At 54.6% G+C, this 25648-nt stretch carries 21 protein-coding genes; 13 read left to right on the top strand and 8 right to left on the bottom strand.

Annotation, left to right across the window (positions count from 1 at the left end; all coding sequences use genetic code 11):
- Positions 1-162 precede the first annotated feature (162 nt).
- Entirely contained in the window at positions 163-711 is a 549-nt protein-coding gene (gene trmB / locus ABEA92_RS22705) for a tRNA (guanosine(46)-N7)-methyltransferase TrmB (protein WP_345686503.1), read from the bottom strand.
- A 570-nt stretch (positions 712-1281) separates the two neighbouring features.
- Here trmB and hemE point away from each other — a divergent pair.
- Both hemE and ABEA92_RS22715 read left to right on the top strand, forming a co-directional pair.
- A complete protein-coding gene (hemE, locus tag ABEA92_RS22710) occupies positions 1282-3216 on the top strand; it encodes a uroporphyrinogen decarboxylase (protein WP_345686505.1) in 1935 nt (644 codons plus the stop codon).
- On the top strand, positions 3213-4271 hold the full coding sequence (locus ABEA92_RS22715; RefSeq protein ID WP_345686507.1) for a hypothetical protein: 1059 nt from the start codon (positions 3213-3215) through the stop codon (positions 4269-4271). The genes hemE and ABEA92_RS22715 overlap by 4 nt, the downstream gene beginning before the upstream one ends.
- 1267 nt (positions 4272-5538) lie before the next feature.
- On the opposite strand, the gene ABEA92_RS22720 is transcribed toward ABEA92_RS22715, so the two are convergent.
- From ABEA92_RS22720 to ABEA92_RS22735, 4 genes are all read right to left on the bottom strand, one after another.
- Positions 5539-6030: a DinB family protein gene (locus ABEA92_RS22720; RefSeq protein ID WP_345686509.1), complete on the bottom strand. Its 492-nt coding sequence runs from the start codon at positions 6028-6030 to the stop codon at positions 5539-5541.
- A 137-nt stretch (positions 6031-6167) separates the two neighbouring features.
- A complete protein-coding gene (locus ABEA92_RS22725) occupies positions 6168-6806 on the bottom strand; it encodes a hypothetical protein (protein ID WP_345686511.1) in 639 nt (212 codons plus the stop codon).
- Between the two features lie 72 nt (positions 6807-6878).
- Positions 6879-7487 (bottom strand): lysophospholipid acyltransferase family protein, encoded by a 609-nt coding sequence (locus ABEA92_RS22730; RefSeq protein ID WP_345686513.1) that lies wholly within the window; start codon positions 7485-7487, stop codon positions 6879-6881.
- A 50-nt stretch (positions 7488-7537) separates the two neighbouring features.
- Positions 7538-8506: a phosphatidate cytidylyltransferase gene (locus ABEA92_RS22735; protein ID WP_345686515.1), complete on the bottom strand. Its 969-nt coding sequence runs from the start codon at positions 8504-8506 to the stop codon at positions 7538-7540.
- Positions 8507-8768: 262 nt separating this feature from the next.
- Here ABEA92_RS22735 and ABEA92_RS22740 point away from each other — a divergent pair, with 262 nt between their 5' ends.
- Positions 8769-10118, top strand: coding sequence for a Gfo/Idh/MocA family protein (locus tag ABEA92_RS22740; protein WP_345686517.1), 1350 nt, complete (start codon positions 8769-8771; stop codon positions 10116-10118).
- A 156-nt stretch (positions 10119-10274) separates the two neighbouring features.
- Here the strand turns inward: ABEA92_RS22740 and ABEA92_RS22745 are convergent, their stop codons facing one another.
- On the bottom strand, positions 10275-11363 hold the full coding sequence (locus ABEA92_RS22745; protein ID WP_345686519.1) for a ThuA domain-containing protein: 1089 nt from the start codon (positions 11361-11363) through the stop codon (positions 10275-10277).
- Between the two features lie 178 nt (positions 11364-11541).
- Here ABEA92_RS22745 and ABEA92_RS22750 point away from each other — a divergent pair, with 178 nt between their 5' ends.
- Complete coding sequence (locus ABEA92_RS22750; protein ID WP_345686521.1) at positions 11542-12393, top strand: EF-hand domain-containing protein; 852 nt, start codon at positions 11542-11544, stop codon at positions 12391-12393.
- A gap of 104 nt (positions 12394-12497) precedes the next feature.
- Here ABEA92_RS22750 and ABEA92_RS22755 read toward each other — a convergent pair whose 3' ends face one another.
- On the bottom strand, positions 12498-13337 hold the full coding sequence (locus ABEA92_RS22755; RefSeq protein WP_345686523.1) for a sugar phosphate isomerase/epimerase family protein: 840 nt from the start codon (positions 13335-13337) through the stop codon (positions 12498-12500).
- A 47-nt stretch (positions 13338-13384) separates the two neighbouring features.
- Here ABEA92_RS22755 and ABEA92_RS22760 point away from each other — a divergent pair, with 47 nt between their 5' ends.
- A complete protein-coding gene (locus tag ABEA92_RS22760; RefSeq protein WP_345686525.1) occupies positions 13385-13618 on the top strand; it encodes a hypothetical protein in 234 nt (77 codons plus the stop codon).
- A 15-nt stretch (positions 13619-13633) separates the two neighbouring features.
- A complete protein-coding gene (locus ABEA92_RS22765) occupies positions 13634-14107 on the top strand; it encodes a hypothetical protein (protein WP_345686527.1) in 474 nt (157 codons plus the stop codon).
- Between the two features lie 164 nt (positions 14108-14271).
- Here ABEA92_RS22765 and ABEA92_RS22770 read toward each other — a convergent pair whose 3' ends face one another.
- The gene (locus ABEA92_RS22770) at positions 14272-14667 is read right to left on the bottom strand and encodes a hypothetical protein (protein WP_345686529.1); all 396 of its coding nucleotides are present in this window, start codon (positions 14665-14667) and stop codon (positions 14272-14274) included.
- Between the two features lie 577 nt (positions 14668-15244).
- Here ABEA92_RS22770 and galK point away from each other — a divergent pair.
- The 7 genes from galK (at position 15245) to ABEA92_RS22805 (ending at position 25615) form a co-directional block, all read left to right on the top strand.
- Positions 15245-16480, top strand: a complete 1236-nt coding sequence (gene galK, locus ABEA92_RS22775; protein WP_345686531.1) for a galactokinase — start codon at positions 15245-15247, stop codon at positions 16478-16480.
- A gap of 245 nt (positions 16481-16725) precedes the next feature.
- Positions 16726-18363, top strand: a complete 1638-nt coding sequence (locus ABEA92_RS22780; protein ID WP_345686533.1) for a solute:sodium symporter family transporter — start codon at positions 16726-16728, stop codon at positions 18361-18363.
- A gap of 424 nt (positions 18364-18787) precedes the next feature.
- Complete coding sequence (locus ABEA92_RS22785; RefSeq protein ID WP_345686535.1) at positions 18788-19915, top strand: aldose epimerase family protein; 1128 nt, start codon at positions 18788-18790, stop codon at positions 19913-19915.
- Positions 19916-20065: 150 nt separating this feature from the next.
- On the top strand, positions 20066-21592 hold the full coding sequence (locus ABEA92_RS22790) for a sulfatase (protein WP_345686537.1): 1527 nt from the start codon (positions 20066-20068) through the stop codon (positions 21590-21592).
- Positions 21593-21917: 325 nt separating this feature from the next.
- Entirely contained in the window at positions 21918-23576 is a 1659-nt protein-coding gene (locus tag ABEA92_RS22795) for a tetratricopeptide repeat protein (RefSeq protein ID WP_345686539.1), read from the top strand.
- Positions 23577-23695: 119 nt separating this feature from the next.
- On the top strand, positions 23696-24958 hold the full coding sequence (locus ABEA92_RS22800; RefSeq protein ID WP_345686541.1) for a polysaccharide biosynthesis/export family protein: 1263 nt from the start codon (positions 23696-23698) through the stop codon (positions 24956-24958).
- Positions 24959-25060: 102 nt separating this feature from the next.
- A complete protein-coding gene (locus ABEA92_RS22805) occupies positions 25061-25615 on the top strand; it encodes a DUF2059 domain-containing protein (RefSeq protein ID WP_345686543.1) in 555 nt (184 codons plus the stop codon).
- Positions 25616-25648: the final 33 nt, after the last annotated feature.

The following is a 25648-nucleotide window of genomic DNA, read 5'->3' on the forward strand; positions in this document are numbered from 1 at the left end:
GTGGCCGCGGCATCAGGTCACCTCCGCAGGCTCGAGGGATGTGATAGGGCTACCGTGATTAGAGCGGAAATTGAAAACCTGTCAAATTTTCGGTGCCAGGCACCTAAATTTAGGTGCCTGGCACCGAATTAGATGGTGGGTGGCACCGAAATAGGATGAGGTTTATGCCCGTTTCTCGTAGCGGACTCGGTACACCGGGATGCGATGCCGACGGCTCCGACGCTCAAAGTGGGTGCGATAATCGAGGTCGTGCTGCGCTTCCACTTCTTCTTCCGGAATCGGCACCCCTAATTCCGGTGCGATTTCCGCAATGATTTCAACCGTTTCTTCGAAATAGTCCAGCACGTCGGTCCACACATGCAAGCGTCCGCCAACACGCAGCGCTTTGGCGAAATCTAAAATGCTGCGTTCGTTCAGCACACGACGTTTCCGCTGCTTCTTTTTCCACCAAGGGTCCGGGAAATAAACGTGCACCGCCTCTAAACTCTCCGCAGGCACCCGCTCTTTGAACAACGGTTCGGCATCGCCACTGATCATGATCGCGTTGCTGACTTCGGCCCTCGCCAATCGACCCGCTGCATGCTCAGCACACTTGGAATTGATCTCGATGCCGAGAAAGTTGTGCTGAGGATTCTTCGCCGATGCAGTGGACATGAACAGCCCCTTGCCGGAACCAACTTCGATCTCTAACGGCTTCGTATTACCAAACATCGAATCGCTAGAAAGGACTTCTGGAAGCGAATCAACCAACCGAAATACCTTCGATAAGTCGAGACTGGCTGGGGGGCGGCGAATGGGACTTCGAGACACGCTGGGACTTCTGTCTATAAAAAAGGAATGGAAATGGGGACCGATCCGCGCCCCAATCGCGCAAACAGGACCAAAACGAGGGAAACTTAGTTTGGAACCGATCTATGCACATCGTAACCGAGCACAAATTCTCTACAATGACCGCTCGTTTTCGCAGGTCGTTCGGCCGCGGTCGTGATAAAGCGGCGGCTATGCACGGTTCCGCAGCACAATTCGGACGGTTCGAGCCCTGGGACCACCCTCATTCACCAGGAGCCCACCCGCTCTGCAAGGTGACGTAGCCTGGACCCGCAGCCCTCGGCTCACGATGTTGCCCAGCGTCGTCGGTCGGCCACTGCAGATCTGTTCATCATGTGGAGCCATCACGCGGAACGATTTTATTTGAGTTTCCTTTGACGGGTCTGACGGCCAAATCCGAACTGCTTGTTTCTACATCCCCCCCTTCACGCAACCCTCAACGAATCGACTCCCATGGAAAAGGCCCCTGCCAATTTTGACGGACTGAATATCGCTGCCTTGGAAAGTCGTCGTGCAGACGACATGGCTCGGATGATCACTCGCCATGGCGGCGTCGCCCATGTGAGCCCGTCGATGCGGGAAGTGGCGATCGACCCCAATCGGCCAGCCATTGACTTTGCTTATCGTGTCATGACGGGCGAGGTCAATGTGGTCGTGTTGATGACCGGAGTCGGTTTCCGATTCTTGCTCAAGGCGATCGAGAGGCATGTTGACCAACAGCGTTTTCTCGACGCCTTGTCCGATATCACGACGATTTGCCGCGGGCCTAAACCGGCCGCCGCAATGCGAGACGTGGGCTTGACGGCGACCTACCGCGTTCCTGAACCCAATACATGGCGAGAATTATTGCAGACCATCGACGCCAATGTTTCCATTGCAAACCAAGTCGTCGGGGTCCAAGAGTATGGCGTTAGCAACGCTTCGCTCGTCGCGGGTCTGGAAGCACGCGGGGCAACCGTTGAAACCGTGCGTGTTTACGGCTGGGAGTTCCCCGAGTCCACCGCGGCTTTGGAAGAGAATGTGAAAGCGTTGGCCGATGGCAAACGCGATATGCTGCTGGTGACCAGTGCTCATCAAGTCGTCAACATGCTCCGAATGGCCGAAGAATTAAACATGGTTGACGATCTGCGTCGCGGTTTGCATTCTACCGTCATTGCGTCGATTGGGCCGACGACGAGCGAGATGCTCCGCGAGTGCGATTTGCACGTCGACTTTGAACCCTCGCATCCGAAAATGGGGCACTTGGTCACCGAAGCCGCTCGTCAATCCAACGAGCTGACCAAATCCAAACGACGCGTCAAACAAATCCGTTGGTCCGAAGAATCCAAGCCACAGAGCAACAATATGCCTCCTCACCCGTCCGACGACAGTTTGTTTATGAAGGCGTGTCGCGGCGAGGCGACGGAACGGACTCCGGTGTGGTTGATGCGTCAAGCGGGACGCTATATGGCGGAATACCGCGAAGTCCGAGCGAAACAGTCGTTCTTGGAACTTTGTGCGAATCCAAAACTGTGCAGCGAAGTGATGTGCACCGCCGTGGATCGGTTGGGGGTGGATGCCGCAATCATCTTTTCAGACTTGCTGCCTTTATTAGTGCCTATGGGATTCGATCTGGAGTTTGTCGCCGGCGATGGTCCGGTCATCCACAATCCAGTGCGAAGCGGCGATGATCTGGCTCGCGTCAGCGCGCTAGACAAACCAGAAAAACTCGACTTTGTCTACGAAACCGTTCGCCAGACACGTGCCGATTTGCCTGAGTCGATTCCGCTGATCGGATTCGCGGGATCCCCTTTTACTTTAGCTAGTTATGCCATCGAAGGCGGCGGAAGCCGGCAATACACGCACACCAAAAAACTGATGCAAAGCGACGCCGGTGCGTGGGCCGATTTGATGAACAAATTGTCCGAATCGATCACGGTTTATTTGAATCATCAAATTGCCGCCGGGGCTCAGTGCGTCCAGTTGTTCGACAGTTGGGCAGGCTGCTTGTCGCCCATGGATTACAGCAAGTTCGTATTGCCTTGGATGAAACAAATCATTGCTGGAATCGATCCTTCGGTTCCCGTGATTAACTTTGCCACGGGGAACCCAGAACTGCTTCCTTTGCTCCGCGGTGATCGACGGACAGTGGTCGGTGTCGATTGGCGTATTTCGCTTGATGTCGCGTGGCAGCGGATCGGACACGATTGTGCAGTCCAAGGCAACATGGACCCCTCCGTTCTGCTGGCCGACCCTGATGTGATTCGCGAAACGGTCGACCAATTGCTGCAGTCGGTCGACGGTCGCCCCGGACACATTTTCAATCTGGGACACGGCGTGCTTAAAGAAACGCCCGTGGAAAACGTCATTGCACTTGTTGAAACGGTCAAAGAATTGAGCCAACGGTGATGCCGCCCACCCTGCATGTCTGTCCGTTTTGTCCGCTGCATTGTGACGACATCTCCATCGAAGCGTCGTCCGAAGGTCAGCCGATTGCAAAGGTCCAGTGCAGCAAGGCGACCGTTGCATACACGACCGCATTGTCCGGAACCCAGTCCGCTCGCATTGCAGACACCGCGGTCACTCCGGCGCTTGCAGCTGAAAAGGCGAAAGACCTATTGGCCGGTCACGGCGTGATCCATGTCGCCACGTCGGGAACCGATCTGGATACGGCTCGCCGATTGAATCGATTGCAAGCTCACGATCGGATTCGTATCGCCATCGACGACACGGTTTCCACCACAGCGTGGCGAGCGGCCGTGGGCCGCGAAGGAACGTTATCGGCCACTCTAGGGGACGTTCGAATGCACGCCGATGTTGTTTGGACGATCGGTGATGTTGAAAGCGATACGCCGCGTTTGCGTGAACAAATCGATGCAGAAGCAAAAAAATCGGTTCATAGCAATTCACTCGCAGCCGAACCGCTTGCGGAAATATTTTATTCGCTCCGCACGAATTCTCAGAGCAACGATAACCTCAAACCAATTGTCGCGCCCATCGAATCGGCAAACTACTTGGCCGTGATTTTGGGAGCGGACGCTTTTGTCGAGAGCGAAGCCACCGCGACCGTAGAAATGCTCAGCAAGCTGCTGTGGTATCTCAATCAAACCAAACGCGCAATCGTTTTACAATTAGATGCGGCGGCAACCAATCGTGCGGTGACCGCCTGGCAATCCAACACGCTGGTCGACTCGGTGACCAATCCGCCTCACGATGAGGTTCATGTCCGGTTGGGCAGTCCCGCTGAACACGCACAGGCGGCGACAATACAAATCGGAGGAATCGATCGAGGGCGGCAATTTGCCGAGATCTTTTGGCCAGCGGCGATTGTGGGGATCGATCGAGATGGGGTGATCATTCGTGGCGATGCGACCGTTACGATGCCATTGGCCGCCGCCCGCCCGACTGAGATACCAACCGCCATCGAATGTTTAGAACTTTGGCTTGGCGAGCTGCCGAATTAGTCCCCGGTCCAACCAGCGGTGGGGGGCGAGAATCCAAACGCAATTCAATGATGGCGCATTAGCACTCGAATGGCGACTTTGCCTCGCAGCGGGATAAGAGCATACGCAATCCAATACACCCAACCCCAATACTTACCAGAGCCTAATACGTCCAAATCTTAGCAGCCCCAGGCTTAGACCGTTTCGGATACAGGGTTAGCCTGGGTAGGTGTGGAGGAAGGCTGCTGCTCGGCGCGGCGAAGGGCACTCTCGACTCGTTGAAGCAAATCCAGGCTGCGATCAAACGTTTGGGGGGCACTCTCGTCCCGCGCACTCGCTACAAATTCCGCGTGGCAGTGTTGGCATGCGACAGTGCATCCTAATAGCGAAGCTCGTACTTCCACACGTCGGCCACATCGGGGGCACGGGTGTGTGAAGCGAAGACTGCTGTTAGAGGTCATGATAAGATCCTTTGAACCTGTCCAATCCGTGTTAGATGCCGAGATTTTATCCTTGAATACCACTTAAGGCAAGCATAAACACCGCAAAGGGCGTGTTTACGGCTTTCGGAAAAACCAAAACGGAGTCTTTGTACTGCAATTATCAACGACATCTTCCCCTCCAAAGGGTAGATGCCATTTAGCCTTCGACAAGATCAAATGCACATTTGGTGGCGATAATAATTGACTACGAGTCTGATCGAGGCACTGCTAGTGCAGTGTTCAAAACCCCACGTCTTCCGCCATCATCTTTTGCGATCGATGCCGCCGAGGCAAGTCCCCAAAGAGACGCGGCGATGGCATCTCGAGGTTCGCAGTGACATCAAAATCCGTGATTTTCACTAGCTTGACGACTCATCCTTTGCGGAAAACCACTGGATTGGAGCATCCGCTTGCCTCGATTGCATCGTCAGAGTGAAGCGGCCGGGTCGAAAGACAGCACCATGGTTTTCTAGACGCCAGATCAAACTCCGAATGTGCTGAAATCACCGAATTTACGGGTTGCAGCAACGAATTGCTCTTTTCGTAAGTCCCAGGACCGTCTAGGCATTAAGAATTTCGTAAAAGGTTCGTAAATTTCTTAAATCAGCAAGTTCGCCCCCCGGATGAGCAGGTAACAAGTCGGGCGATCCGACCGCCAAACTACCTCAAGCCTTTGCGACCGGGGGGGTGATACGAGTGCAACCATGGGCACGATCTTGCGTCACCAACACGGGACGCCGCAGCGGCGGTATCCGTATGTCGATGCTCACACCCCCGTGATGCTGGAATAAAGGGGCAACCCGGTTTTAAAAGAGTACCGGTTTGCCTAGTTGGCGACGCAAAGGAACGATTTGCCCGGCGTGCATCATTGGGTGCGTGCTAATCAGGATGATCACGTCGCCCACGGTGGGGCAAAATCCTCGGAAATGCTCGGGCGATTCGGCATCAAGATCCTCGTCACTCATCTCGTCGATTGCCTTCAGCGTCGCCGCACGCACCTCGTCCCAAAGTGCCAGATACTCGTCACGTCCCAGAAACGCAGATGGATCATCGTTATCTGCTTTGTCTTTGGCATGTGCCTCGGCGAATCCATCAGGCAATTGGTAGGCTTTGCCCGGAGCGATGCTGTCCAGCAACGAGACTTCGGATGAAATCAAGTGCCCGGTTTGCCAAGCGATGTGATTACAGCCTTCGCTTGGACGCCGCAGTAATTCCGCGTCGTCCAAATCGCTCATGTAGCCTCGGTAGACCATGTCGCAAAATTTCATGGCCGATCGGATCGCGTCTTTACCTTGCATTGGATTCTCTATCGTGAATTACAGGAGTGAATTTGGAGCCAAGATTGTAACCCGTCACCGTTGCCTTGGTGCATCCGGGACGTTTGCAGCACGAAGATAACATGTCCGCATTGGCATGTTCGCTGACAACGCACCGGCTACCAACCTGGGATCATGATCGGCGCGATCACTGCGAACACGATTGCTGCCAACACGAGGGCCAATCCGGTGACGGGCATTGGAAGATGAGTTTTGCGCTGAAACGCATTGACCACCTCTACTAGCACCGCCAATAACGCTCCGCCAATCGCGGCGCAGATTGCATTTGCGATACTGGTTGTCGCATTGGCAGGAACGGACGCCATATAGATCGCGACGACCGCCGCCGCAACCATCGCAGCTTGGAACATACGCCGATACAGATTCGAATTGCCTGATGCAACCACTGCGGCAAAGCCTGCCGCGATCGGCCAACCATAGATCCCCTTGCGATCCAACAAGATCGTGTTCGATGCGACCGCCTGAATCATTGCAGCCACGACGACTCCCCAAAAAACGCGTTGCATCATGGGTGGGCGAATCTTGCCAACAATCACACCGAAGGCAAGGCTACTGATCGTCGAAACCATGCCGGCGATCATCAGATCGTTTCCACGCGGACGCAAAAATGCCGCCAAGATGCTGGCGATCAGCGTCAGCACAAAGATGGTTGATAACCGAAACTGCAACAAATCATCACGCTGGGGATTGGCCTGTGGACTAGGTTGATCGGGATCCGCAACGATCTCATTCGACATGTTTTTGCCTCGGGGTGCTGTGGGGACGATTCTTCGATTGTACAGCAGGAGGCACACCCGATCACAAACTTGCTACCACGTTTGCACCGGCAGTTCTTCGGAAAGTTTTGAAAACGCGGTGTCCAATTGGTTCATGAATTCCTTTTTAGGCAACGTTGAATTCAGTGGTTCGCCGACAAAAACATCACAGAAAAAGGGAACCAGCAGCGTTTCGCCCTTAGGCAACGCCTTGCCAAGCCCGTGCATGAATACGGGAGTGATCGGGACGTCCGGATGGCGTTTGGCAAGATGAGCCACCCCGGTTTGAAATGATTCTAATTTCTCGGGCTCACCACGTGTTCCTTCGGGAAACAACAATACGATCCCACCAGCGCGAAGCACTTCACTGATCGGTTCGAGTGGGTGTTTTCCGTCGCAGTCACGTTTCGTTTTGGTTCGATCAATCGGCAAAATTCCCACAATCCGAGTCGAGAACCAACGACGCAGCGGACGGGTCAGGAAATAGTCGCCCGCCGCGACCGGACGGACGTGACGCAACCGGCTAAGCCCGAGGATGTTCATCAGCGCAAACACATCCAAGTGGCTGTTGTGGTTGGCAACAATCAGTGCAGGGCCCTCACTGGGCAACCATTCACGACGGCGGACATTGGTTCCCAACACCACCATCATGATTGGTCGCACGATCAGGGCAAAAAAAAGCGTTCGCAAAACGTGATTCACGATTCAGTCGCTCAGCCATACGTGTAGTAAATGAAATGGAAAAACAGCGGCGCGGTAAAAATCAGCGAGTCAACTCGGTCCAAAACGCCACCGTGCCCGGGCAGGGTGGCCCCAAAATCTTTGATATTCAGATCTCGTTTGACAGCCGACATACAGAGATCGCCCGCGAACCCCGCCATCCCAATGATGATTCCGACGATCAACGAGCGAGTGTCGTCCATGATTGTCAATCGCGGACCGACCACCCAAGCGAACACCACGGTCGTGGCCACGCCGCCGATCAACCCCGCGTAAGTTTTTCCAGGACTGATCGAGGGAGCGACTTTTCGGGTGCCCAGTGATTTGCCCCAAAGGTATTGAAAAATGTCATTGAGTTCGGTCAGCAGCACGAGAAACAAAAGCAGTCCCGATCCAGGATAGGTGATCGCGTCGCTGGATGGGAAATCAGGGCCGATCCGCGGCTCTGCGGCAACTTGAAACTTCAATAGAAAAGCGACGTGCGACAATGAGAATACCGTGATCATCAACGCCCAGTGCAGCGATCCTGCGGCGCGAAGAAAGCCATCGGTTTGGCCCATCATCAGCATGCGTGTCGGCAACCACACAAACATCAACACCGGGATGAAAACGATAAACATGCCGTACCAAGACGTCGCTGCAAAGTAATATTGTGCGATGATCGAAAGGTAGGCGTAAAACAACACGCGTCGATCCGATCGCCGCGTTGGCGTCATCGACAAGAATTCCTTGAGCGCCAAGAAGCTCACGAAGGCAAAGAAGCAGACGGCGGCCGCAGGAGAGACGAATAATGCAGCAGAGAAGAATCCAACGATCACCCACCATGTGCGTACCCGTTCACGCAGTTCCGTGAAATCTCGCTGGGGATGTCGCCACTTTAGCGTCAACGACACCACGCTGGCGAAAAACAGCGAGACCAGAATCGAAGCGATCGCCACTCGTACTTCAAAAGGCAAATTCATGTTGGCTTGTTGCAAAGGGGACGAAGGCAAGGTTGTTGACGACGTATCAGAAAACGATGGGTCTGTGTAAGAGAAGATCCCACCACGGTGTTAAGGTTGCGGAGAATCTGTTCAAAAAGGGAAAGGGGCCCGCTGATTTCCCCGGCGTCGTCACCGTTGGTTATCTTAGATGCGTTGCTTTACGGTCACCGCGTCAGCCGAGGTCAAGCAGGCACCCCACGCTGCGAGCGGTCTTTAGTTTACCCCACCTACGGAATGTGTTATGTCAACGTCACGTCGTCATTTTTTGAAAACCACGGCCGCAGCGGGCTCGATCGCCGCAGTGGCCAGCCCTGCGATTGCCGCTGATTCTGGTAAAAAGCTTCGTCTCGCCGCGATCGGCGTCGGCGGAAGCCGCGGACGCTACAACCGAGGCGGCAACATCGCTCGCAGCGCCGCAAAGTATGCTGAAATGGTGGCGGTTTGTGACGTCGATGACTTGCATACCCAAGAGTTCAACGACGCGTTTGCGGGCAAATTGAATACGTATCGCGACTATCGTGAGATGTTGGAAAAAGAGAAGCCGGATGTCGTCACGATTGGGACGCCGGATCATTGGCATGTTCCGATCGCAATCGCCGCGCTTCGTAGCGGAGCCGATGTGTATTGCGAAAAACCGTTGACACTGACGATCGACGAAGGCAAACAGATCCGCAAGGTGGTCGAACAGACCGGCCGGGTTTTTCAAGTCGGAACGCAGCAACGCAGCAGCAAGTCGTTGTTCCTAACCGCAGTCGCAATGGTCCACTGCGGGATGCTTGGTGAGAACGTCAACGCCTACCTTGCCATCGGTGGTGCGCCCGACGATGGGCCGTTCGAGACCGAGAATCCGCCCGAAGATCTCGATTGGGACAGGTGGGTCGGGCCGGCGCCCGAAGCGGGCTATTGTGAACAGCGCCGCCGCATGTTTCGATGGTTCTTCGAGTACTCTGGCGGCAAGATGACGGATTGGGGGGCACACCATATCGATATTGCTCAGTGGGCGTTGGCGCCCGGTGAGGATGGCCCCATCAAGGTCGCCGGGTCTGGCAAGTTCACCAAGCATGTGCCTTCGGATTTCAATTGGAATGCCTTCTTTGCAGGCGACGCTGCACTGCCGAACGGTTACAACACGGCGACCGAGTTCCATATCGATTTGACCTTTGCCAGTGGTTCGCTGATCAGCGTCAATCATCATTACAAGCGCGAAGGCGACAACGTCGACTTTTCCAACGGGATCTTGTTCGAAGGCGACAAAGGACGCATCTTTGTCAATCGCGGCAAGCTCGAAGGGCGGCCCGTGGATCAGCTGACCGATGAAGATCGCAAAACGCTTGATGAAAAAATTGTCGAGCTGTGTCATGGCAAGGAACCAGGCAATCATATGGGCAACTTCTTTGCCTGCATCGAAGACCGGAGCAAACCGATTTCGGACGTTTGGTCTCATCATCGCACGATGACCTCGTGCCACCTGTGTAACATCGCATTGATGTTGGGCCGCGAATTGAAGTGGGATCCAAAATCAGAGCAGTTTGTCGACGATGAACAAGCCAACGCGTTGATGACTCGCAAATCACGCGACAAATTTGCTTGAGGTGGCTTGCCGGCCGCTCACTCGCCAAAAAGAAACGGCGACGCGTGATCGCGTCGCCGTGTAAGTGTAATGCTCGACCGAGAGTGAAGGTCGAGTTAGCGTGAAAGTCGACTGGGCATGAATGCTGAATGGGCGTGAAAGTCGACTGCGCGGCACTTATTTTGCCGAGCCGTTTTTCTTCTTCGCGGCAGGTTTCGCTTCGCTTGCTGGGGCTTCGTCGCGAGCGGGCATGATTGGCGAATCCCAGCCTGCCAATTCTTGCGGCTTCACCTGTTTGCGGTGACCGCCAAAGCTAAAGGTCGATGGATCGTAGGGGCCCACGAAATCGATATTGAGATCGCCGGTGATTTCGTCTTCCATCCCCAACGCCCACAGAGTGCCGTTGATCATCATTCGACGGAACCCGTCGTTTTGAATGTCTTCGGATGCACCATAGGTGGTGGTGAAGACGCGTCCTTGGTTTCCGTTTTCGCCCTCGTACGTTCGCACCCAAACACCGGGACAAGGTTTCTTGTCGTCGGCTTCGGGCGAGTCCGGTGTCATTCCTTGCAGCGGTTGAGCATTGGCAAGGACAACGCTGTTCGCTTCGGGTTCCGTCCAATAGCCGCCGGCTTCGACCCAAGGGTTTTCGACGCCTCGCAAAATGGGATGATCAGCATTCTCGGGAATAATCTCTAAGCGAGTGCTCATCACGTGGTTGCGGCCGTAATGCCCCGCCCAAGTCTCGCCAAGCACTTGTCGGCCAAAGCCGCCCTTCATTTCGTCGCCTTTATACCGATAGTCGAACTTCGCGAACGGTGAAGTTGCGGGAATCTTAAACGCATGCGTACTGGTTCGCGTGCCCACAACCGGCCCGCCTCGGCTCAAGTAGTCCGCAATCGGCTGCATTTGATCGGCGGGAAAGTTTTGGAAGCGTAGTCCAAACACCAACAAGTCGGCCGAATTGACGGCATCGGTATGAGGCATGTTGTTGTTGCCGGGGGTAATGTATCCCGTTTTCGGATCGACATTAAACAGCACCGTGCATTTAAATCCATGCCGTTTGGCGAGGATTCGAGCCAACGCGGGAAGCGTTTCCTCGCTGCGATATTCATGATCACCAGCAAGGAAGACGATGTGTTTGCCGCTGCCGATGCCGTCGGTGCCTTGGTACACCAACGGCGAATCCGCAGCAAAACCGCTGGCACTTAATAACATTGTCGCAACGAAGCTGACTGCAGCCCAAGTCGTCAAGGGTTGTCGCATTAAACCGACCTCTAAAAATTGTCGTTGGGGTTTATCGAAGGCCAATTGGCGGCACCATCATAGCATGCCGGTTGCGAAGGTTTTGCCCATGTCACGGAAAACGGACGGAACCCGACAATCTTCGAGGGGTTCTATTGATGTGTGACCGCCCCCCATCCCTGATTTGTAGGTAACCAAGATGACTGTATCAGAAGAAAATCCAGATCGCTGTATCCCAATCCGCAGTGTGCCGATCGAAGCGAACTCTCGTTTCACCTGGAAACGAGCAACGGGACTTGTGCTGTTGGCGGGTGCGTTGTCGCTGCCAACGATTCAGCCCTCGTTTGCAACTCCCGTTCAGGATCAAGATCAGGAAAGCGGCCAGCAAGAACGTGGTCGGCGTGACGGTGAGCGACGGGAAGGCGGGCAACGTGGTTTCCGCGATCGTGCTGGTGGTGAACGTGGCCCCGAAGACCGAGGTCCCCGCGACCGAGGACCGGGTGGTCCCGAGGCTGCTGAAATGATGAGACGGTTGCCGATCGTCGCGGCGCTAGACGCCAATCGCGACGGAAAAATTTCGAAAGAAGAAATTGACAACGCCGCAGTCGCCCTCCGCAAATTGGACAAAAATGGTGACGGTGCGTTGACGATCGAAGAGCTTCGTCCGCAGGGCGATTTCGCAGGCCGGCCACGTGACGGTGAAAACGGCGATCGCGGTCCGCGGCGGGGAGAAGGCGGCGGAATGATACCGCGCGAAGCAATGGAAAATCCTGAACAGTTCGCACGGATGTTGTTTGAACGACGCGATGCCAATTCCGACGATAAGTTGACCGGAGACGAGATCCCAGAACCAATGCGCGAGCGATTAAGAGGGATCGATACCAACAACGATGACGCGATCTCGCGAGAAGAATTGGCGACCGCGATGAAGCGTTTCGGCGAAGCGGGACGAGGTGGTGAGCGAGGAGACATGCGTGGCAGAGGACGCCCGGATGCCGAGGAAGGTGGCAGGACTCCGAAACGTCCTCCTTCCACTTCGGATTCCGAGTAACCACAACGGTAACCCTGCACACGACGTCGACTTGGATTCCAAGTCGACGTCGTTCTTTTGACCGATCCATGCTGGGACCGCGTGCCCGAGCCGGGCACCGTTGTTTAGCCCGCGACCTTGGCCATTGCCGCGCGGGCGACCGCGACACACTCTCGGATTTCCGCCAGCGGATTTTGGGGATTCTCTTCGTACTCAAGCGAAACGGCACCATTTTTGGGAAAGCCAACTTGCTGAAGTGCAAAAAAGACGCCTTCGACATCGAGATGGCCTTTGCCCAAGATGACTCCCTCGGTCTTCTGTTTCATCTCGGCGAAATCTTTCAAGTGGATTCCATACAGCCGGCCTTTCAGCGATCGGATGACATCGGTCGCGTTTTCCCCGGATCGAATGTAATGGCCCAGGTCGGCACAGGCGCCGATCCGTTCATCACGTCCTTCGATGGCGCGAAGCACGTCGACCACCTTGTTGTAGCGATGGCCGGGACCATGATTGTGAATCGCAATCCGAATATCAAACTCCTTGACCAAATCATCAAGGTTGTCGAACGATTCAGGGCTCGGATCCGCGGTGATCGTGGGAATTTCTAGGGCCTTGGCGAATTCGAAAACCTTTCGGTTGGCGGCTTCGTTCTTGCCGAATCCATTGACGCCATGAGCCGAGATGGAAAGTCCCAATTCGGCGACTTTGGCCTTCATTTTTGCGATCTCATCCGCCGAAGCATTGGTCGACAACATGCCACTATAGAATTCGACTTGATCAAACCCGAGATCCTTAGCGTGACGCAGGGCCTCGTCCACCTTGTATCCGCGAAGCGAGTACAGTTGGATGCCCAGTGGGGCATGGTCCGCCTCGGCGGCGATGCCGGTCGATGGCAGCGCGGCGACCGCGGCTGTGGTGGCCGTTGCCGCGAGGAAACCGCGTCGTGAAAGCGTCAGAGAAGTCATGGGAAGTATGCTCCAAAACTAATAGGTGGGAGGGAAAGGTTGGGGAAATGAATTCCAATCCTAACACACCCTACTTTCGACTGAAGCCAACGAGCGATTATTATTATGAATCTCCGATGCATTCAGCAATGGTTCACGCAATCCGATTCATGCAATCCGGTTTGCTCAGCTGGGGGAAACCTGGATTGTCTGTAGAGCAATTCGTCAACCTGTTGTCGAAACGTGCTTCGTTTGCATTGGCTGGACGCGTCGAAATGGATACGCAGGTTCTGCTGCCTTAACCCGGATGGACATCAATGTCGAACGATCCTTTCCCACCCAATCCCTACAGTCCCAATCCGCATGGTTCGGCAGGATATCAAGGTCCTGGAAACGCCACTAACGCCGCCGATGCCGTCAGCGCCCCGGCGATATCGCTGATCGTGGTGTCGCTGATCTGCATCTTGTGTTTGCTGATCGCATTAGGTGTCGACGCGTTCCTGGTGTTCAGTGGCATGGCGGATCGACTGCAGGAAAACAATGCGGGATTTAGCAAGGAAACACAGATCAAGGTCCGTGTGATCGGTTCATTGGTGCTGATTGCGATCAACAGTTTCATCCTGTTTACCGCGATCCGAATGAAGTCGCTGAGAAGCTACCCGCTGGCGTTGACCGGCGCGATCTTGGCTGCAATCCCATGCATCAGCCCTTGCTATTTTATCGGCATCCCGTTTGGAATTTGGGCGACCATCGTGCTGATGCGTCCCGAAGTCAAACAAGCGTTCCGCTAGCCGTTCTGCTAGACCTCACAAAAAAAAACAGAGACAAGCAAACCGCTTGTCTCTGTCGTGGTGGGTTTCGTTCGTCACGCATCCGTATCGTCGTGCATTCACCGGTCGGCGAACATACGGCTATCGACGATCCGAAGTCGTTATGATCAATCGCGAGAGGATTTTTAGCTGGGTTTGTGCTCGCTATGGCAAGCTTTGCAATTGGAGGCGTTTTTCAGCATCGCCGCAGCTTGCGCATCTCCTTTGATGATCTTTTGGCTTGCTTCGACCAATAGCTTGTTCAGCTTGTTCCAACTTTCTTCGCTACCTCGCGGTGGCGTTGCTTTGCTCATTGCAACCAGCATCGCATGCAACTCTTTCTTTTCTTCGTCGGACGCGGTTCCCGAGGCAACTTTCTTCAGAAGGGGACCCTTGAAGCAGGTTTTCATGACCGCTTTGATCGAAGGCTTCTTCGCGTCTTCTTCTTCAGCCATTGCAGTGAAGGGGCTGACAATCGGCAGGCAAATCGAGGCGGCGACCAAAACGCTACAGGCAATCTGGAAAAACTTTGTTTTTGACATAGGTGGGCAATCTTGGGTGGCAGTTCCAAAGGATGGAAAAACAAAGGACCCGGACGCGGATCCGTTGCAACGCGATTAGATTAGCGGGTGCCGCAGACGGCCGCCACAATCGGATGACCCGCGGTTGAAAAATTCATCGTTTACCCTGCGATGCGGGGCGCTATAGCCATCTTTCCGGCGTGTGAATTGGCGGCCAACTGGCAATGCGATCTACTTTGGGTATCGCTGGCGGCGCGGGGCCCCGTCTGGTTGCGGCAAGACTAAAACGCGGCCAGTAACCCCGAAACGCGGCAAGCGAGCGCAAAGGTGGCAAAAGTTTTCAATGTTTTCTCTGCGGGGATGGCATGCTGTTTCCCCAATGTGGTAGGGTATCGGTCTGCGTTTTACGTCTTTTCAAATTTAGCGATATCGCGACCTTTGGCAGTTGTCGGCCACCGTGGCATCTGTGTGGATCATCCTAGCGACGGGGTTCTTTTGACAACAAATCTCAGACACGTGATCGTGCGAGTGATTGTGTCAAACACAGGCAAAGTTCATAATGTGGGGCGGTACGACGTCCCTTGCAAATCGACTCGCAATGAATTCTTTCGAAAACACCAGCTATGATGGTCCCGTTGGCGATTTAGTCCATCGTTTGACCCAGTCCTTCATTTCCGAACATTCGCGTCCTCCGGAATGGATTGTCGCTGCGCCAGGGCGAGTGAATTTGATTGGTGAACACATCGATTACAACGATGGGTTTGTGCTGCCGATGGCGATTGAACGCTACGTCGCAATCGCGGCAGCTCCGCGATCGCAAGACAGTGCTCGCGTCGCATCGATTCGCAGCGTTAATTTAAATGAACGCGATGAGCTCGATTTGGATGACCTGCCAAAGCCTTCGTTGCCGCCGAAATGGCTGGGTTACATGGGCGGCGTCTTTGCCGGATTCCAAGATCGAATTGGAAGCGAACGGTTTAGCCAAATCCCGGCGATGGATGTCCTGTTCGAGTCGAACGTCCCTATCGGTGGCGGACTGAGCAGCAGTGCGGCACTTGAAGTCGCAACTGCAACGCTGTTGGAAACCATTTCAGGAGTCACGCTGGGGCTCGATGAAAAAGCGTTGCTGTGCCAACAAGCCGAGCATGATTATGCGGGCGTTCCCTGTGGAATCATGGACCAATTCAGTAGCGTCTTTGGAAAAGAAAACGCTTTCATGTTGCTTGATTGTCGCTCGCAACAAATTCGCCACGTCCCGTTTGATTCGGACCATGTTTCGATTCTGATCACCAACAGCAACGTCAAACATGAATTGAGCGGTGGCGAGTATGCACAGCGACGTGCTCAATGCGATGCTGCACTGAAAAAAATCGGGGTGGCGTCATGGCGTGACGCGACGGTCGATGACATCGAATCTAATCGTGAGTCACTTAGTGACGTCGAATATTCGCGGTCGTGTCATGTCGTGTCCGAGATCGATCGAACGCAAAAGGCGGCGGTCGCGATCGAGTCGGGGCAATGGGAAACACTCGGTGAATTGATGTACGCGAGCCATCGGTCGCTGCAACATGATTACGAAGTCAGTTGCCGTGAATTGGACCTGTTGGTTGAATTAGCACGTGGCATTGGCCGGGCCGGAGGTGTCTATGGATCACGGATGACCGGTGGTGGTTTCGGCGGCTGCACGGTCACGTTGGTCGAATCCGACAAAGCGGTCGAGGTCAGTGACCATATTCAGAAACAATACAAAAAACAAAGTGGCATTGATGCTCATCTTTTCGCAAGTTTGCCTGCCAAGGGTGCACACGCGATACCGTGTCAATTAAATTATTGAGCAAACATTCGCTTGGGATCGCTAGTCCTAGATCCGCACGACCAATTCGCTCTTTCGTCAATCCATCTTCAGCGCAATGTGGGCCGTCCGGTTTGGGTGAACGCTGAAAGCGCGATCTCTCGGGCATGCGTCGGTTTTTTAGCCGCGAGTATCAGGTGGTTTGGGGATTCGCGAAGAACTGCATTTTTTTACTTTCCGACGCAGCACGGATGATGCGTTGAACTTTCAATCAGAACGAGGCATCGGTGGGCGCAATCACGATTTTTTGGTTTCTGTTCTTCACTTCGCTTGTCGGTGTTTTGACATGGTGGATCACACGACGCGATGACCACGCGAGCAGTTCGGGATACTTCCTTGGTGGCCGCTCGCTGACGTTCCCGTTAATCGCGGGATCGTTATTGTTGACGAATCTATCGACCGAACAAATGGTGGGGCTAAACGGTGCTGCCTTTACCGACGGTTTGTGTGTGATGGTTTGGGAAGTGGTCGCTGTGGTGGCGCTAGTTTTCATGGCGTGGTTCTTCTTGCCACGTTTCTTGAAAAGCGGTGTGGCAACGGTGCCTCAATACCTCGAGATTCGGTTTGACCATCAAACCCAAGTGATCACGAACATCATTTTCTTGGTCGCGTACGTCGGGATCTTGTTGCCAATCATTCTGTACACCGGTGCCCGCGGGATGCTGGACATCCTGGATGTGCCAAGCTTGCTTGGGTCGATTCCGGAAAGTCTGAATGTGGATCCTGAGACATTTGCCTTGGTGTTGATCGTTTGGATGGTAGGCATCATCGGCTCGATCTATGCGCTGTTCGGTGGACTTCGAACGGTTGCAGTCTCGGACACGCTCAATGGCATCGGGCTACTCGTAGGCGGTCTGTTAATCACCTACTACGCATTGAACGCGCTCAGCGGTGGCGAAGGGGTGGCGGCCGGTGCTGACCTGCTTTGGGCAGAACAAGAAGAACGGTTCAATTCGGTCGGCAGCAATCAATCGTCGGTTCCCTTTGGCTCGATCTTTGCCGGCATTTTCTTGTTGAATCTGTTTTACTGGACCACCAACCAACAAATCATTCAGCGTACCTTCGGAGCAAGTAGTTTGGCCGAAGGACAAAAGGGGGTGCTGTTGACAGGCGCCTTTAAGTTGCTTGGACCGCTGTACCTTGTGATCCCTGGCATGATTGCTTATTCGATGTTTGCCGGCGACGACATCAAAGCCGACAAGGCGTACGGATTGCTTGTCAATCGAGTGTTGCCAGGACCGTTAACCGGTTTCTTTGCCGCCGCGATGATCGGGGCAATCCTGAGCAGTTTTAACTCGGCACTCAACAGTGCGTGTACGCTGTTTAGTTTGGGGCTCTACAAGAGTGCCAAGCCGAATGCGTCCGAACAAAGCGTGGTTCGATCAGGGAAGTGGTTCGGTTGGATTGTCGCCGTGGTGGCGATGACGATCGCGCCGCTGTTGGCGCAAACGACCAGTATTTTTGGTTACCTGCAAAAAATGAACGGGATGTACTTCATCCCCATTTTTGCGGTTGTGATCGTCGGCATGTTGACTCGCCGCGTCCCGCCGATTGCAGCAAAGATTGGATTGGTGACCGGTTTCGTGGTCATCGCGGTCGGTTACTTTGTCAGCCCGTTTGATGCGATCGTCGCGTCGGTGCACGATTTTCACTTCCTCGGAATGGTGTTCGCCTGGCTGGTCATTTTGATGTTGGTCATTGGCGAGGTCCGACCTCGCGAGACCGAGTTCATTCAAGAGGACGCCAAAGCGGTCGATATGACGCCGTGGCGACTCGCAACCCCGGCCGGCATCGTGTTGATTTTGATCGTGATCTCGATCTATGTCTCCTTTGCCGACTTCAGTGTTTTGACGCCAAAGTCTTAACGCGATCGCGAAGCGAGACGAAGCAGTGTTCCGATTCGTTTTGCCAATAGAGAAGCGTCGTGGAATTCGTCAACGGATTGTTGATTTAGCGAGCCGCGACGCGTCAGCGGCCGGGGCCCATGCGATACTTGGTGCCTTACGGCCAATGCCATCTCTTTTGGCCCTGACCGGGTGGTTTTTATAGCGGCGCGGGGCCCCGCCTGCTCAGTTTTGAATCGTCTACTCGCCGCAACCGGACGGCTTACGCCGCGAACACGACTTGCGGAAACGGCACTGGGCGGGTCTCCCCCTCGAAATTGGGATGGTCGACGTCGATTGGATGCCACCACCGCCAACTTGAATTACAATCGACGTAAACCAGCCCACCTACTGCATCCGCAACATCACGCTCCCCCCTGCAACCATTGTAATAATAGGCATCAAAATGAAACTGCGATCGACACTACTGTTGTGTTTATCCCTGCTGGGTCTATGCACTTTGGGGATCAAGCCGTCCGAGGCTCATGTTTCCGTCGAAGATTTTGATTCGATCAAGCTCTATACGCTGAAAAACGAAGCGGGGATGACGGTCAAAATCACCAACTATGGTGCCATCATCACCTCGATCATTGTCCCCGATCGCGATGGGAAAATGGGCGACGTCGCACTTGGCTACAACCGCGTCGAAGACTACATCAACGCGGTAGACAAACCCTACTTTGGAGCGGTGGTCGGACGTTACGGGAACCGTATCGCCAAAGGCAAATTCACGATCGATGGCGAAACCTACACGCTTGCCGTGAACAACGGTGAAAACCACCTGCATGGCGGCGTGGTCGGTTTCGACAAAGTCGTTTGGGATGCCAAACCACTCGAAGGGGATGGATGGTCTGGTTTGGAATTGACCTATAAGGCCAAGGATATGGAGGAAGGCTATCCCGGTAACTTGAAATTGAAAGTGACCTACAAGTTGACCATGACCAATGAATTGGTGGTCGACTATTTTGCAACGACTGACAAGAAGACGCCCGTCAATGTGACGCAACACACCTATTTCAATCTCGCGGGCGAGGGCGAAGGCACGATCCTGGATCACGAACTGATGATCAACGCCAACCAGTTTACGCCAGTCGACGAAGGCTTGATTCCGACCGGCGAGCTGCGTGATGTCGAGGGAACTCCCTTCGATTTTAGAACGCCCAAAAAGATTGGACGCGACGTGGGTAAAGACAATGAACAATTGCGATTCGGACTCGGTTACGACCACAATTTTGTGTTGGACAAATCGGGCAATGACAAAGCGATGACGTTGGCGGCACGCGTGAAAGACCCAAAATCAGGCCGTGTGCTCGAAGTCCACACTACCGAACCGGGGATTCAGTTTTACGGCGGTAACTTTTTAGATGGCCGTTTGCGTGGTAAGTCCGGCAAACCCTACGTGCACCGCGGCGGTTTCTGTTTGGAAACGCAACACTTTCCCGACAGCCCGAATCAACCGAATTTTCCCTCAACCATCCTCAGCCCGGGCGAAGAATACCGAACCACGACGACGTTTAAATTCTCGGCAGAATAGTCACACAAACCATTGTCGGACTGCCACTGGACAACGTGGCGTCATGCCGCCTTGCTTGGCGGTTGACGTTGTAATCCCCACGCCCCATCGGGCTTCCCCCATCCCTCCCTTCAACTTCCTCGAACGTTTTTGTTGCTTGTGAATCCCGCCATGAAGTACCCTCTCCGATGTATCGCAATGCTTGCGGTAAAGGCCTCGCTGTTCTCCTCGCTGTTCCTTTTGGGCGTTTCGCCTGCTGCGGCCGCCGAATCCGATTCTTCGCGTCCGAATGTGGTGATGATCGCGATTGACGATTTGAACGACTGGGTGGAACCGCTGGCAGGCCACCCTGACGTCAAGACGCCTGCGATGGCTCGGTTGGCCAAGCGTGGGGTCACGTTCAGTAATGCTCACTGCCAAGCACCGCTGTGTAACCCTAGCCGCACGTCGATCATGACCGGGTTACGACCAACATCGACCGGTATCTATGGGCTAACGCCTTGGTTCCGCGACCTTCCCAAATTCAAGTCGCGAACGACGCTGCTGCAACATTTTCACAACCACGGCTATCAAACCTTCATTGGTGGCAAGATCTACCACAACGTGTACGGCCGCAATCAATCCCATCCGCAGGAATGTGATGTTTGGGGGCCCGCTTCGTCGATTGGCGTCAAACCCCCACAGAAATTGATTCCGCCGACACCCAATGGCAACCATAAGTTGATGGACTGGGGAACGTTCCCGCATCGTGATGAAGACAAAGGAGATTGGCACGTCGCGTCGTGGGCGGTGAATGAGATCGAGTCGATGCAGGATGAAAAGCCGTTCTTTTTGGCGGCGGGATTCTTTTTGCCGCACGTTCCTTGTTATGCGACCCAAAAATGGTTCGATCTGTATCCCGAAGACACGCTGACGATGCCTCCGATGCCGGCGGGTGATCGCAGCGATACACCGCGGTCGTCATGGTACCTTCACTGGGAACTTCCCGAACCGCGTACGGATTGGCTTGAAGCAAACGACCAATTGCGTCCATTGGTTCGCGCCTATCTGGCGTCGATTAGTTTTGTCGACAGCCAAGTCGGACGCATTCTCGATGCTCTGGAAAAGTCGCCTTACGCGGACAACACGATCGTCGTGCTCTGGAGCGACCATGGTTACCATTTGGGCGAAAAGGCGATCTCGGGAAAAAATTCGCTGTGGGCGAGGTCAACACGGGTGCCACTGTTGTTCGCTGGCCCGGGCATCCCGGCGGACGTCCAGTGTGACCAACCCGCCGAATTGCTGGACTTGTATCCGACGCTCGCAGCACTTGCAGGGTTGCCGGAACCAGAGGACGTCGAGGGCATCAGTTTGAAACCGCAGCTCGTCGATCCGAGCACCCCGCGTGAACGCCCGGCGGTTAGCTCGCACAACAAAGGCAACCACAGTGTTTGCGATACCCGATGGCGTTACATCCGTTATCTCGATGGAGGCGAAGAACTTTACGATCACGAGAGCGACCCGAACGAATTCGATAATCTGATCGCTCCCGGTAAAGATCGGGCTCCCTATGCCGACGTCATCGATCGATTGCGCCGCTGGTTGCCCAAACAGGAACGAGCGCTCGCCAAAGGAAGTTCGCAACGCATCTTGCAACAGCGAGCCAACGGCATCTTTTGGGAAAACAAGAAAATCGATCCGTCACAGGCACCCCATTAAGCTTTCGAGCTTGATGCTTCGCACGCTAGCAATTGGCGTCTTTCGCGCCGCTATTCGAGATGACGCACTTTTGCTGCCATCTCGTAGCGGCTGCCGGCATTTTGCAGTCGCCGCCTGTCAAACTCTATCGATTATGCCGGATGTGCTTGTCGGATCGGTCTGTTGCTAGACCGGAATCCGACTTTCACAGGCTCCTGATGTAGCGGTTATCCGATCTAATCCTCGAAGTCTCATCGTAGCGAATCCGCTGATCGCTACGAAAAAGCGTGCCAACGCCTTCCTCGTTGGCCCACTTCGACACTAAGACGGTTCAATCGATATGCACGTGACCCACTTTTCTTTCCGGCTCCGCCCCAATCGCAATCGATCCGACTCGACGAGAGTCGTGGTGCTCGGTTTGGGCTGCGTTTTGTCCGCACTGGTGATTGCCGACGTGTCGCTGACGATCCGGAATGCCAAGCCACAGTTGCCGTCGGAAGTCCAAAGTCGTGGACAAGAGCCCGCCGATGCAACGGTCGATCACGTCGCCGCGGCGGCACGCGCTGCAGCACCGACCGACGACAAACGCGCCGTAGACGTACCACATTGCCCGGTGACAAATCACACCGAATCCGTTGTCAACGTTGCAGCCGATGACGATAACGCACTCGACTGTAGTCATGCACTCGACTGTAGTCATGCACTCGATGTTGACGCCGCAGTGATGATGTCTAGCGAACCCGCCGCAGTGACTCGAAAACCGGCGTCGTTCGTGTTCAATCGAACCTCCGTCGCCGCAGTGGAATCTACGAATGATTCGCAACGAGCGATCCCAGCAAAATTTTCGACGCATCCATTGGACGATCGGAATGTGACCCAGGTTTCCAATTCCGAGCCACCACTGTTGCCAATTCCGGTCAGCCGTCGCAAGAAAGTGTCGGCGCCGTTGCCGTACACCACGTCAATGGAATCACAATTGCAATGCCGACAATTGCTCGATCAAGCGTTTCACGAATATCGCGTCAAAGCTTGGCTGTCGGCCGAGACATCCACGTGGGCCGCGTTGACTCATGCGGTCGAAGCAATTCAGATCGCGACGCGTGAAGCGGCTAATAGCGATGCTGATTCACGAGATCCACTCCGCGAACTTCAACGTGCTCGTACCGCATTGACCGAGGTGCGTGATTTCGCCGACCAATCAACGTCGTCGAACCAGATCGACATGGAAACCATCGTCCGATCGCACCGCACCATAGTACTTCGCCACGTCGATTTAGACGGGGTGACGGCGACCCAAGCGATCGAAGCCTACTTGGATGACGCACGGCAAACGCTTGCGACATTGGCGGGCGAAAGCATTCAAGCGGCCGAAGCAATGGATTTGTTGGCCGCCATTTATCTGACCCGCGGAGACGAGCGAACGTTACCCAGCAGCACGTCGCTGTGTTTGCGCCGCGCCGCGTTGCAGGGCCAACCGCACAATGCAACGTTGGCTTCAAATCTTGGAATGCAATTGGCTCGCGTTGGCATGTTGACCGAAGCCAAACGCGTGCTCGAGCATTCGGTATCGCTGCAGAACGATCCGGCAACTCAGTCGGCCCTCGCCCGCGTGTTGCAACAGCTCGGCCAATACCAGCAGGCTCAAGAAGTCCAAGTGGAATTACATGCGGCGAACTATCCCAGCACCGAATATCCAAAGGGAATTCGTATCCCCGAGGTCATTCAGTTGACACCAGCGGAATTCGCCGCCGTTTCAAGTCCCGTGATGCAGTCGCCTGCTGCTTCGCCGAGGGCCGCAGCGGAAGTCTCGATGATCCCTGCGTCGGCAAAACAAAATCGTGTAGCCAACACGCCCGCTCGGGGTGACCGACCGAATACGGTGTATACCGAAATGTCGGCTCCCGCATCACCTTTGGTTCCGTCGGTCAATGACGTCCAAAGCGTTGCCGACCCCGCGCCGTCGGCGCTGCATCGCACTTGGAACTCGGTTCGCAATTTGTGGTAGTCGCCATCATGAATCACAATCCATCATCCCTTCGTCGATCATCACGTTGCCATTCATCACGCGGCCAATCATCCATGTCACGTCTACCGATGTCGCCTGTTCACTCGCGGACCCTTTGCATGTTCGAATCCACACGACATCGAAACGCTCGGATTGCGATGGTTTACGGATTCGTTGCCATGACGGTGTTGGTGTTTTCCGCAACGCTGCACGGGCAACAACTTGACTCAACGGTGTCGCCTGCGAATGTCGATTCGACACGCGAACAGAATCGATTGGCAAACGAGATATCGCCTCGGCAGAGCGATTGCGGATGCCGGAACGTTCCCGGGGGCTATCCATGTCGCGGTGAATGTCAAAAGTGCATGATCGGTGTCGATTGCCGCGATGGCTGTGGGATGGAACAGCGGTGGGCAGATTCACGCCGCTTGAACTTTGACGCCTACGGCCCTGGTGAATATGCCGGTCCATCGCGTTTGTCGCATCTTGGTGAATATCGACTGCGACCCGGTGACCAACTGCAAACCTTTTACTTGATCACTCGCTCACAATCCTCGGGGATGTACCGCTTGACGCCGGGCGATTCCATCTTGATCGAATCGCTCGCCGACGTGGAACTGAATCGTGGAACACTCGAAAACGGCTTGGTCATCCAACCCGACGGCACCATCACTGTGCGTCTGCTCGGGCAAATTCGTGCTGCCGGCATGACGATCGACCAGCTTCGTGAACTGCTCAATGATCAGTACATGAAATACTATCCGAAACCTGCGATCGACGTGACGCCCGTTCGCACCAATACGTTGGCCGAAGACATTCGCAACGCCGTGGGTGGACAAAGCGGGTTCAACGAGCAATCGGTGACGGTGACGGTCATGCCCGACGGGAAAATTCGTCTGCCGGGGATCGGCGAAGTCTGTGTGCAAGGCTTCTCGATGAACGAATTGAAGAAGGAAATCAATCTACGCTATCGCGAAATTGTCGTCGGGCTCGATGTCGAACCGATTTTGGCGGCTCAAGCTCCCCATTTTGTTCATGTGATGGGCGAGGTGGGCAATCCGAACCGAATCCTATTGGATGGTCCAACCACCGTGCTCGGGGCGATCGCTGCTGCAGGTGGTCATTTGCCCAGTGGGAATTTGCGACAGGTCGTGATTTTCCGCAGGGCCGAGGATTGGCGTATGATTTCCACCATGCTGGATCTGCAGGGGGCGATCTATGGCAAACGTCCAACTCCGGCCGACGAAATCTGGGTTCGCGACGGCGACGTGATCATCATTCCCGCTCGACCCATTGTCCGCTTTGACAACTGGGTTCAACAAGTCTTTACCGACGGAATCTACGGTTTAGTGCCTCCGGGTACCCAGTTCAACGCAAACTAGCTCTGGGGGACTATCAAAGCGGTTTTTGGTATACAATTGCCGGTACAAAGACGATGGTCTTCATCGTCTGTATCTACCTTGCAATGTAATCAAGAGCCAACGATGAAAGTCTGCTTGCGTCCCGCCGTCCGTTTCTGCCTCACCTCCGCGTTGGGCGTTGCCCTGGTCTTCGCTTCCGAAGGGGTTCACGCTCAAGACCCTTCGGACGCTGCCGCCGAAGCGCCCGCCGCTGAAGCTGCAGCCGAAGCGGAAGTTGAAAAAGATTCTCATACGCTCGCAGTCGAAGCACTGCTGGACAGTATGAATATGAAAGAGACCACGCAGCAGACGGTGGATCAGATGCTGCAGATGCAAATTCAACAGCAACCGCAGATGGCTGCATTCCAAGATGTCATGAAAGCGTTTCTGCACAAACATCTTTCGTTCGAATCGCTCAAACCCGATTTGATCAAGCTTTACAAAACGGAATTCACCGAACCCGAGATCAAAGCACTGACCGATTTCTACAACACACCTGTAGGCAAAAAGGCGATCGAGAAGTTGCCGACGCTGTCGGCCGCCGGCGCCCAAATTGGCATGCAACGCGTCCAAGCGAACATGGGCGAGTTGCAGACGGCAATCTTGAAGCGTCAAAGCGAGCTGCAACAACAGCAATAGTCTGCGTGCTCATTTGATCTTTTTGGAGTCGCG

The organism is Novipirellula caenicola, from assembly GCF_039545035.1.
GTDB classification, from domain to species: Bacteria; Planctomycetota; Planctomycetia; order Pirellulales; family Pirellulaceae; genus Novipirellula; species Novipirellula caenicola.

Bases quoted from the DNA above. Each gene is read 5' to 3' on its own strand.
- ABEA92_RS22740 (WP_345686517.1), top strand. From the start codon at position 8,769: ATGTCAACGTCACGTCGTCATTTTTTGAAAACCACGGCCGCAGCGGGC.
- ABEA92_RS22785 (WP_345686535.1), top strand. From the start codon at position 18,788: ATGAAACTGCGATCGACACTACTGTTGTGTTTATCCCTGCTGGGTCTA.
- ABEA92_RS22805 (WP_345686543.1), top strand. From the start codon at position 25,061: ATGAAAGTCTGCTTGCGTCCCGCCGTCCGTTTCTGCCTCACCTCCGCG.
- ABEA92_RS22750 (WP_345686521.1), top strand. From the start codon at position 11,542: ATGACTGTATCAGAAGAAAATCCAGATCGCTGTATCCCAATCCGCAGT.
- ABEA92_RS22800 (WP_345686541.1), top strand. From the start codon at position 23,696: ATGTTCGAATCCACACGACATCGAAACGCTCGGATTGCGATGGTTTAC.
- ABEA92_RS22790 (WP_345686537.1), top strand. From the start codon at position 20,066: ATGAAGTACCCTCTCCGATGTATCGCAATGCTTGCGGTAAAGGCCTCG.
- ABEA92_RS22765 (WP_345686527.1), top strand. From the start codon at position 13,634: ATGTCGAACGATCCTTTCCCACCCAATCCCTACAGTCCCAATCCGCAT.
- trmB (WP_345686503.1), bottom strand. From the start codon at position 711: ATGTTTGGTAATACGAAGCCGTTAGAGATCGAAGTTGGTTCCGGCAAG.
- ABEA92_RS22770 (WP_345686529.1), bottom strand. From the start codon at position 14,667: ATGTCAAAAACAAAGTTTTTCCAGATTGCCTGTAGCGTTTTGGTCGCC.
- hemE (WP_345686505.1), top strand. From the start codon at position 1,282: ATGGAAAAGGCCCCTGCCAATTTTGACGGACTGAATATCGCTGCCTTG.
- ABEA92_RS22735 (WP_345686515.1), bottom strand. From the start codon at position 8,506: ATGAATTTGCCTTTTGAAGTACGAGTGGCGATCGCTTCGATTCTGGTC.
- ABEA92_RS22760 (WP_345686525.1), top strand. From the start codon at position 13,385: ATGAATTCCAATCCTAACACACCCTACTTTCGACTGAAGCCAACGAGC.
- ABEA92_RS22745 (WP_345686519.1), bottom strand. From the start codon at position 11,363: ATGCGACAACCCTTGACGACTTGGGCTGCAGTCAGCTTCGTTGCGACA.
- galK (WP_345686531.1), top strand. From the start codon at position 15,245: ATGAATTCTTTCGAAAACACCAGCTATGATGGTCCCGTTGGCGATTTA.
- ABEA92_RS22725 (WP_345686511.1), bottom strand. From the start codon at position 6,806: ATGTCGAATGAGATCGTTGCGGATCCCGATCAACCTAGTCCACAGGCC.
- ABEA92_RS22755 (WP_345686523.1), bottom strand. From the start codon at position 13,337: ATGACTTCTCTGACGCTTTCACGACGCGGTTTCCTCGCGGCAACGGCC.
- ABEA92_RS22720 (WP_345686509.1), bottom strand. From the start codon at position 6,030: ATGCAAGGTAAAGACGCGATCCGATCGGCCATGAAATTTTGCGACATG.